This window comes from Arthrospira sp. PCC 9901, assembly GCF_059013425.1.
Genome location: NZ_CP102296.1, coordinates 1770000 through 1785266, shown reverse-complemented (window position 1 = coordinate 1785266; position 15267 = coordinate 1770000). Strand labels below are relative to the sequence as shown.

General features: G+C 40.7%; 8 protein-coding genes. 7 read left to right on the top strand and 1 reads right to left on the bottom strand.

Annotated features, from left to right (window positions below):
* Positions 1-23 precede the first annotated feature (23 nt).
* The 7 genes from NLZ44_RS07765 (at position 24) to NLZ44_RS07735 (ending at position 14244) form a co-directional block, all read left to right on the top strand.
* Positions 24-2675: a tetratricopeptide repeat protein gene (locus NLZ44_RS07765; RefSeq protein ID WP_493752396.1), complete on the top strand. Its 2652-nt coding sequence runs from the start codon at positions 24-26 to the stop codon at positions 2673-2675.
* A gap of 39 nt (positions 2676-2714) precedes the next feature.
* The gene (locus tag NLZ44_RS07760) at positions 2715-4529 is read left to right on the top strand and encodes a tetratricopeptide repeat protein (RefSeq protein WP_493752395.1); all 1815 of its coding nucleotides are present in this window, start codon (positions 2715-2717) and stop codon (positions 4527-4529) included.
* Between the two features lie 96 nt (positions 4530-4625).
* Positions 4626-6656: a tetratricopeptide repeat protein gene (locus NLZ44_RS07755; protein WP_493752394.1), complete on the top strand. Its 2031-nt coding sequence runs from the start codon at positions 4626-4628 to the stop codon at positions 6654-6656.
* A gap of 16 nt (positions 6657-6672) precedes the next feature.
* Positions 6673-8499 (top strand): tetratricopeptide repeat-containing sulfotransferase family protein, encoded by a 1827-nt coding sequence (locus NLZ44_RS07750; RefSeq protein ID WP_493752393.1) that lies wholly within the window; start codon positions 6673-6675, stop codon positions 8497-8499.
* A 108-nt stretch (positions 8500-8607) separates the two neighbouring features.
* On the top strand, positions 8608-10752 hold the full coding sequence (locus NLZ44_RS07745; RefSeq protein ID WP_493752392.1) for a tetratricopeptide repeat-containing sulfotransferase family protein: 2145 nt from the start codon (positions 8608-8610) through the stop codon (positions 10750-10752).
* A 62-nt stretch (positions 10753-10814) separates the two neighbouring features.
* The gene (locus NLZ44_RS07740) at positions 10815-12920 is read left to right on the top strand and encodes a DNA-binding protein (RefSeq protein ID WP_493752391.1); all 2106 of its coding nucleotides are present in this window, start codon (positions 10815-10817) and stop codon (positions 12918-12920) included.
* Positions 12921-13011: 91 nt separating this feature from the next.
* Positions 13012-14244: a glycosyltransferase family 4 protein gene (locus NLZ44_RS07735; protein ID WP_493752390.1), complete on the top strand. Its 1233-nt coding sequence runs from the start codon at positions 13012-13014 to the stop codon at positions 14242-14244.
* Positions 14245-14281: 37 nt separating this feature from the next.
* Here the strand turns inward: NLZ44_RS07735 and NLZ44_RS07730 are convergent, their stop codons facing one another.
* A complete protein-coding gene (locus NLZ44_RS07730) occupies positions 14282-15118 on the bottom strand; it encodes a RusA family crossover junction endodeoxyribonuclease (RefSeq protein WP_008049189.1) in 837 nt (278 codons plus the stop codon).
* Between the last annotated feature and the right edge of the window lie 149 nt (positions 15119-15267).

Sequence of the window (15267 nt, the reverse complement as noted above, 5' to 3'; positions counted from 1 at the left end):
GAGTCTAGGGGTGAGTGAATAATATGGAGCGTGATTTTCAACTTCCGGGGGAATTAGTGAGTCTTCATCAACAGGCGATCGCCTATTTAGAAGAAGGGAAATTTGATGAGGCGATCGCTAACTGTCAACAAGTTATCCAACAGCAGCCAGAATGGGTTATGGCTTATAAAACTTTGGGGTTGGCTTTACAAAAAAGTAACCGCCTAGAAGCCGCAGAAAACGCCTATAAAAAAGCTATCAATCTCGACCCTAATTTGGTGGCTGCTTATGGAAATCTTGGCAGTCTTTACGCGCAACAGGAAAGGTGGGAAGAAGCGGAAGTAACCTTAAAGCAAGCCATCAGTATTGACCCTAATTTTCGAGGTTTATATCGCAATTTAGCCAGAGTTTTAACCAAGATAGGACGACCGGAAGAAGCTCAAAACTATTGGCAAAAGGGACTGAAATTAGATGCAATTTTAAAACAGCGAGGACAAGAGGAATTACAGATAGGAAATACCTTAGCTGAAGCCGGGAAATGGTCAGAGGCGGTGTCAGCATTTCAAAAGGCGATCGCTTACCATCATCAGTTATTTTTAGCGCACCATAAATTGGGGTTAGGTCTGATGCAATTAAATCAGCCAGCTGAGGCGGTGTCGGCTTTTGAGAAGGCGATCGCTATCCAACCAGATTTTAGTTGGTCTCATCACCATTTAGGAGAGGCTTTTCAGGTGTTAAATAAACCGGCTTTGGCGGTAGAGGCATTTCGGAAGGCGATCGCTATCAACCCAGATTTTTGTTGGTCTTATTATCAATTAGCCAAAGCTGCCACCCAACTCCAGCAGTGGGAAGATGTAGCAGATGCTTACCAAAAAGCCATTCAATTAAAGTCAGACTTTCTGGAGTTTTATTTAGGCTTATCTAAGGCATTATTTGAGTTAAAACGCTGGCTAGATTTGGTGAAATTATACCCCTTGATTTTATCACAACAGCCTGATTTTATCAAAAACTATTATTCCCTGGCAGAAACTTTAGTTGAGCAGGAATGTTGGGATGCTGCTTTAGTGATTTACGAGGCCATCATTGAACACAACCCAAGTTTTTTAGAATCGGCTAATAATCGAGTTAATTGGGGTAAAATTTTAGTCAGCCAAAAACGTTATGAACAGGCGATATCTCAGTATCAAATTCTAGTTAATCAAAATCCTGATTGCGAATGGTTTTATGGATTACTAGCAGATGCTTATTATCAAACTCAAGACTGGTTAACCGCCTTAGCCAATTATCAAAAAGCGATATCTATCAATAGTAATCAGGACTGTTTTTATTGCTGCTTGGGGAATTGCTTACACCAATTAGGTAATTTTGACCAAGCAATTGAGGCTTATAGAAAGGCTATTAGCATCAAAAATTTTCCTTGGTATTATGAAGCAATTATTAATGTATTGATGTCTCAGAAAAAGTGGGAAGAGGCGCTGGAAGTATGTTTTGAGTCACTGAAAAATGACCCAAACTCTTATCAATTTTACGACAAAATTAAGACAAACTTACTACACTTAGGAAGACATCAAGATGCTCACAGATGCAATCATTTACAATTACCTAATGATCTGCTTTCTAAATTCTGTAATTTACCAAGTCCAGACAAGTGGTTAGTCAATAGTAGAAGTTGTAGCAATGTTCAAACTATCGAGATATATCCATCGACTTCCGTGAATTTTAAACAGCCAAATACAGTTTCCAAGAGTTCTTTGGGTTTTAAAAGTTATCGAACTCAGCAACCATCCGGATCAGTGAAAATTTTTCCACAATCCAGAGGATTAAATACTGGTTTTTTGCATACAATAATAACAACCAATAATCAGGTTGTTAAAGATTTGTCTTCCGACAACTCAGGAATTGCTTTAGCTGCTCATAATTTACCAGAGACCATACACTTAGAAGGAAATATTGCTTTTGTATCTGCTTATTGTGGACAAAACTACTTTCATTGGATGGTCGAGGTAATACCTAGGTTACATCTGGTTTTAGCCAGCGGAGTACCCGTTGATAAAATTGTGGTTAATAAGTTTGGTCACAAATATGAGGATGAAACTTTAGCTATGTTTGACATTCCCGAACATCAAAAAATGTTTGGCTGTTTTCGTCACGTTCAAGCTGAGGTTTTGATAGTCCCATCTCGCACCTTGTCTACACCCAAATGGGCTTGTGATTTTGTCAAAGATTTAGTTTTAAAACATCCATTACTGGAAGAGGATAATCGATGCAATTACTCTAGTAAAATTTATATTAGTAGAGCTAATGCTTATATTCGCAAAGTTATCAATGAACAGGAGTTAATGGATATCCTCAAACCATTAGGTTTTGAAGTGGTCTATCTTGAAAATATGTCGGTGAAACAACAAGCATTGTGTTTACATCATGCGGAAGTGGTAATTTCTCCTCATGGTGCTGGGTTAACTAACTTAGTTTTCTGTGAGCCTGGAACTAAAGTAATTGAGTTATTTCCTCCCGCAAGCTCATTTCCCTGTTACTGGACTATGAGCGAAATTTGTCAATTAGATTATTATTACTTAGTGGGCGAATTTAATCCAGAATGCCCAAATACCATAGATGATGAGATAGATAGAAATCAAAATTTTTATATAGATATCAAGAGTTTATTAAAAACTATGGAAATTGCTGATATAATTTAATTAATTATTTGAGTGAAAAAATTGCCGATGAGTTTATCGATGAATACCCCAGACCGTGCCGTTATATACCAGAAACAAGCAATTGAACATCTCACAAAAGGTAAATTAGAGGAAGCGATCGCCTGCTGTAATTTCGCCTTAGAAATGCAGCCTGGTTATGCTGAAATATACATGATTTTAGGCAAAATTTATATTAAAAAGCAACTTTATAATGACGCAATTATTATCCTGAAAACTGCTATCAGACTGTCTCCCAATTTAACTGAAGCCTATTATAATTTAGGACAGGTATTTTTAACTTTGAATGATTGGAAAAATGCAGTCAATATATTTGAAAAATTGACTATAATTGATACAGCCAATAATGCCTGGAATTACTATCTATTAGGTGATGCTTTTATGGGATTACATAAATGGGAGCCGGCAGCCAATTCTTACAAAAAAGCGATTTTATTAAATAATCATAATGATTGGTTTTATCAAAAATTAGGGGATTCATTACGTCAACTAAATAGATTATCTGAAGCAATAAATGCTTATCAAAAAGCCATTGAAATCAAGCCTTGTCCTTGGTACTATGAAGGCATTGGTAATATTTTGATCAGCCAGCATCAATGGGATGAAGCTATTAGCATTTTTATTAAGTCTCTGGAAATTGACCCTGACTATTATCAGGCTTATGATAAAATAGGTATAATTTTTGAGAAATTAGGAAATATAAATTTTTCTAAACTATGCAGGATGGGATATAAAATTCCTCCTTCGGTAATGTTTCAATATAGCAAATTACAGCGAAATTATACCATTTCTGTTGATGATAATAGATTCAAAAAAAAACTTGTATACTCATCTCAAGTAGTCAATCTTTTACAACCCAAAACAACTGATAATGAAAGTTTAAATTATTTTGTGAATAAAAAAGTTAAATTTCCAGATGCTTTTGTTGCTCAAGTAAAAAATAGTACAGCTTGGGGAAGTAGTTGCACAAGTGCAATTATTACTGAAGACCAAAAAATTATTAATGATTTATCTACCGGAACTCCTGAAATTATTTTGACTTCCAATTATTTGCCTAAACCCATAAAAGTTTCTGGTAGAATTGCCATCTTATCTGTTCAGTATACTTACAACTATTTTCATTGGATGTTTGAAATTTTGGCTAGGTTAATGCTTTTGTTAGAAGCAGGTATTACCTTTGATAATTTGGATGGTATATTTATTTCAGGACATGGAAAAAAATATGAACAAGAAACTCTTGAATTGCTGAAAATTCCTATGGATAGAGTTATTGATAATTCAATTAATTATATTAAAGCTGATTGTCTCATTGTGCCTTCTGTAAGTCCACGTCCACTGATTACCAATGGATGGTCTTGTAAGATGTTAAAAAACTTGATATTAAATTCACAAAAATTTGAGGTTTTTAGTCAATCTATACAACCAATAAGTCGTATCTATATTACTCGAAACAAGTCCCAGTATAGGAAAATTTTAAACGAAGCTGAACTTATTTGTTTGTTGGAAAAATTTGGGTTTAAAGTGTTGACTTTAGAGGGTATGTCTGTCATAGAACAAGCAGCTTATTTTACAAAAGCAGAAATGGTCATATCTCCACATGGTGCCAGTTTGACAAATTTGGTTTTTTGTCTTCCAGGAACTAAAGTAATTGAAATATTTGCACCAGGTAGCATTATAGATTATTACTGGAAACTAAGTTCTATTTGTCATTTAGATTATTATTATTTAATCGCAAAAGCTCCAGAAGATCTGACCCCTACAGCAGCTCATGTACAAAATTTTAATGTTAATCTTGATTCAGTGTTGCAAACCTTAAAATTAGCTGGGATTTTTTAGAAATACCACCCAAATTTAGTAAATATGGTATAATGTGTAAACAAAAATATAACAGTATGGTGTGCTTGACTGATTTTTAAATCACTAATAAATAATATGGATGTACTAAAAAATATGGAATTGTTATCAGTTAACCCCTACCAACAAGCAATTGAACATCTCACCGAAGGTAAATTAGAGGAAGCGATCGCCTGCTGTAATTTCGCCTTGGAAAGGCAACCACATTGGGCAGATGGTTATAAAACTTTGGGACTAGCTTACCAGAAACAAGGTAACTTTGAGCAAGCCTTAATTGCCTATACAAAAGCATTAGAAATTAAACCAGATTTTGCTGAAGTTTACGGCAATTTGGGAAGTCTGTATGCCGAACATAAATTGTGGCAAGATGCAGTGCAAGCCTATGATGTCGCTTTGCGTCTTAATCCTGATTTGGTGGGGTTATATCGTAACCTGGCTCAATTATTAATTATGTTTGGAAAATATGAAGATGCTATCAGTTATTGTCAGCAAGCGATCGCTAAACAACCCGACTCATTTAAAGCCTATTATTTATTGGGAAATGCACTGAGTGGCTTAGAAAAATGGTCAGCAGCAGAAACGGCTTATCAGCGTGGTGCTGAACTTAATCCTCAATGCGATCGCATTCATGTAGACCTAGGGAATATGTTGGCTCAACAGGGAAATTGGCAACCCGCGATCACCGCCTATCAAACAGCTATTAAAATTAACCCCAAAAATGAACTCGCTTATCATAAATTAGGAAATTCTTGGTTTCGCTTACAGGAACCAGAAAAAGCGATTTCTGTTTATAAAAAAGCCATGGAAATTAACCCACTAACTCCTTGGTCTCATCTCCCATTAGGGCGATCTTTGTTAGAGGTTGGTAAAGTTCAAGAAGCGATCGCTATTTGTTTTCGAGCAGTTGAATTAAACCCAAACTCCTACTGGGCTCATGAAAATTTGGGGGATGCTTTAAGCAGAAACCGACGTTTTTCGGAAGCCATTCCTATATATTTACAAGCCTTACAAAAAGTTCCTGAAGACAAGCCGGGAGTTAGTAATAGTTTATATCGTCAATTGGGTTATGCGATCCGGGAACAGAGTCAAGCAGACGTAGATCAGGCTAGTCAGTGGTTATCGGAAATGATTAATCATCCACCGGATCACAATTGGCAAAATTTAGGTTTGAGCCAACCAAACCCGGAACCCTATTTACAATTAGGAGAAATGTTAGCTAAAAATTATCAGTTTGAAGGAGCGATCGCCTTTCATAAACTCGCCTGTGAATGTCAACCAAAGAACGCTGAAATCCTGGAAAAATATCAGAATATTTGTCAACAATACCAGGAGTTTGAGGAAAAAATTAGCACCCTACAACTTGCCACCCAGAAAGACTCTACCTCCCCTAAACCTTATACAGAACTGGGTAATTTATTATCTGAACATAACCGCCTAGATGAAGCTGCTAGTTATCACCGCACCGCCTTAAAACTGCGGGGATGGGATGTTAGCGAACAACGTAATTATCGATTTACCCGAGACTGGTTTAGTAGTAATATCCCCACCTGGGAAAACAATTTACATCATCTGGCGGGTATTCCCGACTTTCAAGCCTTAGAAGTTGGCAGTTTTCAGGGGATGTCAGCCTGTTGGCTGCTTGATTATATCCTGACTCATCCGACTGCAAAAATTACTTGTATTGACCCATATTTTCAACCGGAATTTAATAGCAATATTGCTCAAACTAATGCAGGCGATCGCGTGATTAAAATAGTCGGATATTCTCAAAATATTCTGAATTCTCTGGCGGCTGATTACTATGACCTAATTTATATTGATGGTTGTCATTTGGCGACGGTAGCCTTCCGAGATGCTTTGCTCTCATGGCGACTTTTAAAGGTGGGAGGAATGGCTATTTTTGATGATTATAATGTTTCCGAAGAAGATAACGATGAGCAAGAAGCTAAACGGGGAATTAATCTATTTTTAGAAAAGGTGAAAGATTGGGTGGATATTATAGATGAGGGGTATCAATTATTTTTAGTGAAAACCGGAGATGGTTTCCAGCCAGGTGAATTAGAAATGTTGTTATCAGAAATTTCCGGACCCAATCAAGCCTACTATTAATCTCACTGAATTATTTATGGTATCTCTACCTCCGAAATTGTTAGCATTACAACTTCACCAGCAAGCTATTATGTACATTAATAATCGCGACTGGGAGGCGGCGATAAGAGCTTGTGAAGAAGCCTTACAACTCTACCCTGATTTAGCGATCGCCTATAAAACTTTGGGGATAGCTTGGCAATGCCAAGGTCAATTATCCGAGGCAGAAAAATCCTATAAAAAAGCATTAAAAATTAACCCTAATTTTGCGGAAGTTTACTCAAATTTAGGTAGTTTATATGCCAAGCAAAGCCGGTGGAAACCTGCTATTACAGCCTATAAAAAAGCATTAAAAATTAACCCTAATTTAGCCGGAGCTTATCGAAATTTGGCGAAGGTATGGACTGAGTTAGAGGATACCGATAATTTTATTAAATGTCAATATAAAGCTCTGAAATTAGAACCAGAGAAAGGGAGTGCAGATGATTATATAAAGTTAGGAAATATGCTGCTCAAGTGCCGCGAATTCACTAAGGCGATCGCCTGTTATCGGCAAGCCATTAAATTATATCCTGATACCTCTGAAGCCTATCATAACTTAGGGGAAGTTTTGAAGGCATTAAAAAGACCGAAACAGGCAATTTTGTCTTATCAAAAAGCTCTGAAAGTTAATCCCCAGTCTACCATGACCTATCGTAGCTTAGAAAAAATCTTAATTGAGCATCACCAATGGGACGAACTCATTAAAGTTTATTATCAACATTTAACCGTAGATTATAATTGCTTTGAAACCTATCGCAATTTGGGTAAAATTTTACTGCAAAAAGGTCAAATTCAAGATGCTATGAATGCCTTTCTTAAAGCCATTGAAATTAAACCTGATTTTTCTTGGTCTTATTGGAACTTATGGAATATTTTAGCTGAATATGAACAGCTAGACCAAGCCCGGGAAATTTTAGTAGCAGCCATTGACCGTTTTTCTGATTCTGAACAAGTGAAATTGAATTTGGGGGAACTTCTCAGCCATCAAAACAAGTTCCCGGAGGCTATGGTAGCATATCGGGATGCTGCTGCCCAAAAAATGCGGCGATCACATCCTGAAATTATGGCGAAATCTGGAGATAAATCGTCTCCTATCCCACCTAATTTTATCATTATTGGCGCTCAAAAAGGTGGCACTACATCTCTGTATCGTTATTTAGAAGAACATCCTCAAATGGTAGGTTGTATCAAAAAAGAAACTCATTTTTGGACTCAGCATTTTGACCGAGGTTTAGACTGGTATCTCTCCCACTTTCCCCAGAGTATTTCAGAAGCTAATATCATCACCGGGGAAGCCACACCAAATTATTTAGAATACCCCCAAGTTCCTGAGCGTATATTTGCGGCATTTCCTGATATTAAATTAATTGTATTGCTGCGTAATCCCATCACGAGAGCCATATCTCAATATCATCATTGGGTCAGATTAATGCGGGAATATAGACCCTTAGAAACAGTCATGGAATCGGAGTTAAACCTAATCACAAGTAATTTAGAATCCGAGAGCAAACTAATTCAATATCCCGGATATCTCTGGCGAGGATTATATCTACCATTTCTGGAAAAATGGATGTCGATTTTCCCCAGGGAACAGTTTTTAATTATCCGCAGTGAAGATTTTTATCAAAATCCCTCCCAAGTTTTTAATCAGGTTTTGGATTTTTTGGGATTACCTAGCTATGAACTCTCTAATTATTGTTCCTATAACTCAGGACGTTATCCCCAAATTGAACCTTCAGTTTATAGCCAACTCCGAGATTATTTTTATCCTCATAATCAAAGATTACAGGATTTTTTAAATTTAGAGTTTGATTGGGATTAAATTAATGATTGGTCAAGGGTTGACATTTGGCGAATTTTGTGCTAGATATATTAGCCATCAGTCGATGTTTTAAGCATCCTGGAAGTTTGAAAAAGATTTAAATTAATAATGCCATCCTCCGAAGAAATACTAGCATTACAGCTATATCAGCAGGCCAACACATATCTAGCCCAACAGCAATTTTCTGAGGCGATCGCTTCCTGTAAAACTGCCTTAGAATATCATCCTAACTTGGCTCCAGCATACAAAATTATCGGCACTGTTGAACAGCTACAAGGGGAGTTTGATCAGGCGGAAGCATCCTATAAAAAAGCCTTAGAAATCGAGCCAGATTTTGCCGAAGTTTACGCGAATCTTGGCAGCCTTTTTGCTCAAAAAAATGATTGGCAATCTGCGATTAACTGCTATGAAAAGGCTATCGAAATTAAACCGGATTTTGGCGGTGTTTATCGCAACTTAGCCAAAGTCTTTGGGCAAATTAATCAGCAGGATAAAGCCAACTACTGTTGGTTAAAAGCTATCAATATTGACCCACAAAATGTTAACCTTCCTGAATATATGGAGGTTGCCAAAGCACTGGATAATCAGGGAAAATTTCCCCAAGCGATCGCCATTTATGCTAAGGCGATGGGAATTTACCCAAATGTGGCAGAAATTCACTATAATTTAGGGGAAACTTTCGTCAATTGTGAACAATGGGAATCAGCGATAAACGCCTATAAACAGGCTCTGGAAATGAACCCGGATTTGTATTATGTCTATAGTCGTTTGGGGGATGTTTTCACAGAACAGAAAAATTACCAGGATGCGATCGCCGCCTATCAAGAATGCCTTAAACTGAAGCCAGACATAGATTGGACACATTTTAAGCTGGGGGAAATCTGCCAAAAACAAGGAGATATAAAGCAAGCGATCGCCGCCTATCAAAAAGGCATAACTATCCAACCAAAATTAACATGGCCTTACTTAAAACTCTTAGAACTTTTGAACCACCTCGAATCATGGCAGGAAATTTTTAGTAACTATAAAGAACTCCTAAATAATCATCCAGATAACTCCGCGATAATTTACCAAAAACTAGCCGAGGTAGCCGTAAGATTCAATAAATGGAATCAGGCGATTAAAAATTACCAAAAAGCCCTAGAAATCGACCCAGAATGCTTTGATGCTTGTCTGCAATTAGCCCAGATATTTCTGCGCCAAGGAAAACCAATTAAGGCTATAGAAGCCTATATCAAAGCCGTAAATATTCGGCCTCATTTTTATTGGTCATATTGGAATCTGTGGAATTTATTATCCGAACACAATCAACTTGATGTCGTCATTGAAATCTATCGCCAGAAACTCCAAGACTTTGCCGATTTTCATGTAGTTTCTATGAACCTGGGAGAGGCTTTAAGTCGTCAAGGAAATATCCAAGAAGCCATCACCCATTATCGCAATGCCAGCCACAAAAAACTGTTAAAAAATCGCCCAGAAATTGCTAGTCAATATTGGGATGATCACCATCCCATGCACCCGAATTTTTTAATTATTGGCACTCAAAAAGGCGGCACTACTTCCCTGTACAACTATTTAAGTAAACATCCGCAAGTATTACCCTGCATCAAAAAAGAAGTTTACTTTTGGACTATGCTATTTTATCGAGGTTTAGACTGGTATCTTTCCCATTTTCCCCACCTAGCGACCTCAGCCGAATTTATCACGGGAGAAGCCACCCCTCACTATTTAGAAACCCCAGAAGTTCCCCGCCGCGTCTGGGAAGTATTTCCGCGCATGAAACTGATTGTATTATTGAGAAATCCGATAATCAGGAGTTTTTCACATTATTATCATTGGCAGAGATTAATGTGGGAAAAGAGGTCTTGGCAAGAGGCTTTTACCACGGAATTAGAAATCATGTCTAACCTGGACAATATCAAATTTAATTCTCCCAGCCTACAAGAGGAAAAGCAATACCTAGCCAGAGGCATATATATCGATTTTCTGGAAAATTGGATGTCAGTATTTCCCCGGGAGCAGTTTTTGATTATTCGTAGCGAAGACTTTTACGAACATCCCCAAGCCATTTTAAATCAGGTCTTAGAATTTTTAGAACTCTCCCCCCACCAACTCCATAAATATCACCCCTTCAACGCTGGAGAATATGAAGTCGATCGCCAAGATCCAGTTTTCCAGCAAATCCGGGAATTCTTCCAACCCCATAATCAGAAACTAGAGGAATTTTTAGGACGACAATTAAATTGGCATTGATAACCGTCCGAAAGCGCTATCCTTGAGGATAATATCAGCCCTATCCCAATTTCCTAAGCATAATGCGGTTGCAGCGCCAGTTTAATGGAAAAATCATCACCCTCGACACCAGAAACCCCATTGGGAGTGGTGGTGAGGGTCGCATCTACGTTGTTGCCAACGACCCCACCCTAGTAGCCAAAATCTACCATAACCCGACGGACGAAGACGCAGACAAACTAACCCTAATGTACAACGCCCCCCCTGCCAATTTAGACGTAATGCCGGGGATGACCTTAATCGCTTGGCCGATCGACCTGTTGCGGACTGTCGATAACCGCCCCCACATTGTTGGGTATCTAATGCCGCGAGTCACGGCGGCTGCACCCATCCACACATTTTACACCCCCAAAACCCGCCGGGAACAGAAACCCCTATTTAACTATCTCTACCTACACCGTACTGCGCGCAACCTAGCTGCCGCTTTTAACGACATTCACAGCGGAGGCTATGTAGTAGGAGATGTCAACGAATCCAATATTTTAGTCAGCGATACCGCCATTGTCACCCTAGTAGATACAGACTCCTTCCAAGTGCGCGACCCCTATACTGACCTGACGTTTCGCTGTCCGGTAGGAAAAGCGGAATTTACGCCGCCAGAATTGCAAAATCAGACTTTCCGAGATATCGATCGCACAGCAGAACACGATCGCTTTGGTTTAGCAGTGCTGATATTTCAACTACTAATGGAAGGAACACACCCCTTTTCTGGGGTATATCAAGGCAGTGGCGACCCCCCAGCCATAGAAGCGCGCATCAAAGCCGGTCATTTCGTCTATGGGAAAAAACCAGTCCCCTACCAACCGATGCCCTTAGCCCCCTCCTTCAAAACCCTTCACCCCAGCCTACAGGAACTATTTATCCGCTGTTTTGAAGACGGCCACAACTACCCCGAAAAACGCCCCCCAGCCATAGCTTGGACACAGGCGCTCAAACAAGCAGAATCCGACCTAAGCACCTGTACTAAGAATCGACAACACCGATACAGTAACCATCTCAAATCCTGTCCTTGGTGCGATCGCACCCGCCAACTAGGAGGACGCGATCCCTTTCCGTCCCGAGAAGCCGTGCGTTCCGGTCAACACCTAGAACCACTAAAAATCAAAAAGCGCCATCGTCTCACCCTCAACCCTAGAGTTACCCGTCCCCAACAACCATCGCGAGTCATCACCCCCACCACCAAAAGCCCCAGACGGGTCCTCAAACGTCCCCAACCTCCCGCCATTATCAGATCACCGCACACATGGTTAGCAATTTGGCATATTACCGAAGGCGCAATAGTTGGGGGTGTTTGGGGAGTTACCTGTTTATCAGCGATCGTCGCCATAATTTTCGCCCTCTTTGGACCCACCAGCGGCATACTCGGAGCCATGATCGTCGGTAGTATTTGGGGCTGTTTTTTCGGTGCCACCGCCGGGTTATTCATACCCGAACCCATTACCGGACCTAGCAAAATCCCCGTCATCATTGGTGGTCTATGTGGAACCTTCATCGCCGCCGCCATAGCTGGAGTGATTTTCGGCGCTTTAGAACAAGATGCCCTCATTGGTCAGGCGATTATGTGGGGCGCGTTTATGGGTATGGTGTGGGGTACCATCTGGAACCTCTTTAAACCCCCTCTATCGGTTCCCAAAGGCCGTGTACACGGTAAAAATGGCATGGTTCTAGGTGCTATATGGGGAGCCTTTTTGGGTACAGCCATCGGTAGTCTTTTAGGAGCGATCGCCGTCCTCGCCATGGAATTAGACCAGCCTGGTAACTCCACCCCAGAGATCATCTCTCGCATTTGTGTCACAGCCATTGTCGCCGCCGGATTGGGTGCGTTGGGGGGGATTCTATCTGGTGCTACCTTTGGCAGCATTGGCGGCGCACCACCCCTCCCCACTGCTATACGACTAGCCGGACGACGGGGAGCGTGGGTGGGTATGGTTTGGGGTAATTTCCTGGGAGTGATTACCGGCGCTTTTTTAGGAGCGATCGCATCTACCCTATTTCCTCAATTGCTGCAAACCAGCCCCCCAGACAACAGCATCCCCCTATTGTTAGGAGCCATTATCGTTTCCGCAGGGATTGGTTCAGCCTGGGGCATATTTTCCGGCATGATTTGGGGAGGACTCGGTAAATTTTGATCTCCGATTTTCCCGAGTAAGGATGCCAACCGCTATAACTCCGTGATAAAGTCATCCCAAAAGACTACCACCCTTATACAAACATATCTGAATGCACATTGCTTGGCTTGGAAAAAAATCACCATTTTGCGGTAACGTTACCTACTCTCGGGAAGTAACCAATATGCTGCTTGACCGGGGATATCAGGTTAGCTTTATCCATTTTGCCCAAGAAACCACCCACCCCGAACGTCGAGAACAGTGGCCGACAGAAAATGGACACTGGAAAATTCAAGCCCAAGATTTCCAGTTTAGTCGCGATTCTTTCGGTGACACTCAGAGGACTAAAGAAGTGCCACTTCCCTGTCTCTATAAGTCTCAGATCTATACCATCCCTACCCTCAAATCTAGTAAGGTACTGATGCGGTCTCTGCAAGCATTAAAGCCTGATCTGGTTCATGCCTCCTTAACCCTGTCTCCCCTTGATTTCCTCCTCCCAGAAATTTGCGAAGAATTAAACTTACCCTTAGTAGCCACCTTTCACCCCCCTTTCGATCGCAAACTCCGCAACCTCACTTCTGGGACTCAGCATCTGATGTACCAGATTTATGCTCCCTTCCTGGCTAATTATCACCGGGTAATTGTCTTTTCTCAAATTCAGAAAGATTTACTGGTTAAACTCGGAGTCGCTGAACACAAAGTAGCCATTATTCCTAATGGCGTGGATATCCAAAAATATTCTCCCGGAACCTCTCGCCTCAAATCTCAACTTCAAAGCGATCGGATTTTCGTCTATCAAGGACGCATCGCCACCGAAAAAAATATCGAAGCCATGTTAAAAGGCTGGAAAAAAGCCCGCATGGGTGAAAACTGCCGCCTATTATTAGTAGGAGATGGACCCTTAGCCCCTTATCTGCAAGGCTTGTATGGCTTAGAAGACGGCATAATTTGGGCAGGTTTTATCGGCGATGAAGATAAGCGCATCGAAATTTTACGCGGCTCCGATGTGTTTATTTTACCCTCCTTAGTCGAAGGACTATCCTTATCTCTACTGGAAGCTATGGCCTGTGGTGTCGCCTGCATAGCCACCGATGCTGGTGCTGATGGTGAAGTCTTAGAAAATGGCGCGGGTGTCGTCTTAAAAACCCAAGGCGTTAGCAGTCAACTACAAACCTTATTACCTGTGTTTAGAGACCACCCTGAAATGGCAACTGTTTTAGGTAAAAAAGCCCGAAATAGAGTCCTAGAAAAATATACTTTAGATGAGAATATCACCCATATAGAAAGGTTATATATTGACGTAGTACAAGATGCTAAAATAGCGGTTAAACTGCATTTAAATTAGTCAAAAGTTATCTATATAATTAACCGCTAATTAACTGTTAATAACTAAGAGGTTCAATGTCTATCCATACTCCAGTTTTAGGGATATCTGGAAAAAACTCTACCCTCAGTTTAGGTAAACAACTCAAGCGGTCATCCATCAAAACCCCCGCCCCTTGCAACGTCAAAGCATCTAAACAAGCACCAGCCAAATTATCAATATCAGAATTGGTCCGATGATTACCAAACAAACGGATAGTCACCGCCGCCCGTCTGAGGGGAAATTTATTTGTTAAATTCCGTTCTGATATCTGGCGATACAATTCAACTTCCGCCCGGTTCCGCCACTCCCGATATCGAGGAGGTAAATAAGTCCCATTACTGGTAACCCGGGGACGCGCCTTCGGAACTACAGCACCCTCAATTACAAAGCTAATCAATTCCGTCTTGGGTGGTATTTCCTCCTCTGGGGGAACCGGGGTAAATTCTACATCAATAGGGGTATCATAGTCCTTGACCTCCTCTATGGGGGGTTCTACTTCCTCTATGGGGGGTTCTACTTCCTTCTGGGCTTCTGATTCCAAAGGTTTGGGTTGTGGTGCATATTCCCCAATACAAGCCGCCTCGATGCCTATTTCCACCCCCAGAAATCCTGGCCAAGTGCGAGCAATCTGCATATAAGTGTCAGCACTTTGGGCAGAAATATCAATCGACTCTAGCCAACCTTCCCAGTCAGTCGAGGTCAATTTGGTTTGTGCTTGTAGCAATAAAACTCCCGCATGGTAAGCCGGAACTAACGCCGTCTGGGGACTTCCTAGACACCGCTGATGTTCGTAGCTAATGGCACGCGCCAGATTTTCTAATTCAGAAATTTTCGGTTTCAGTTCAGTTAACACAATAATCTCAAGTCCACCTCATTAGTTATCAATTTTCCTCTACTAGGGGGTTCTCAGTACCCCATACCCAGGTCAGTATCAGTAGTTTAACGGATTCACGCTACAGCTACCACGCCGAGCATTTCCTACCCCATATAAATAACAGGCTG

What these genes read in the sequence shown, in the direction of transcription:
- NLZ44_RS07755 (WP_493752394.1), top strand. Translation starts at nt 4,626, where the DNA reads ATGGATGTACTAAAAAATATGGAATTGTTATCAGTTAACCCCTACCAA.
- NLZ44_RS07765 (WP_493752396.1), top strand. Translation starts at nt 24, where the DNA reads ATGGAGCGTGATTTTCAACTTCCGGGGGAATTAGTGAGTCTTCATCAA.
- NLZ44_RS07740 (WP_493752391.1), top strand. Translation starts at nt 10,815, where the DNA reads ATGCGGTTGCAGCGCCAGTTTAATGGAAAAATCATCACCCTCGACACC.
- NLZ44_RS07760 (WP_493752395.1), top strand. Translation starts at nt 2,715, where the DNA reads ATGAATACCCCAGACCGTGCCGTTATATACCAGAAACAAGCAATTGAA.
- NLZ44_RS07745 (WP_493752392.1), top strand. Translation starts at nt 8,608, where the DNA reads ATGCCATCCTCCGAAGAAATACTAGCATTACAGCTATATCAGCAGGCC.
- NLZ44_RS07735 (WP_493752390.1), top strand. Translation starts at nt 13,012, where the DNA reads ATGCACATTGCTTGGCTTGGAAAAAAATCACCATTTTGCGGTAACGTT.
- NLZ44_RS07750 (WP_493752393.1), top strand. Translation starts at nt 6,673, where the DNA reads ATGGTATCTCTACCTCCGAAATTGTTAGCATTACAACTTCACCAGCAA.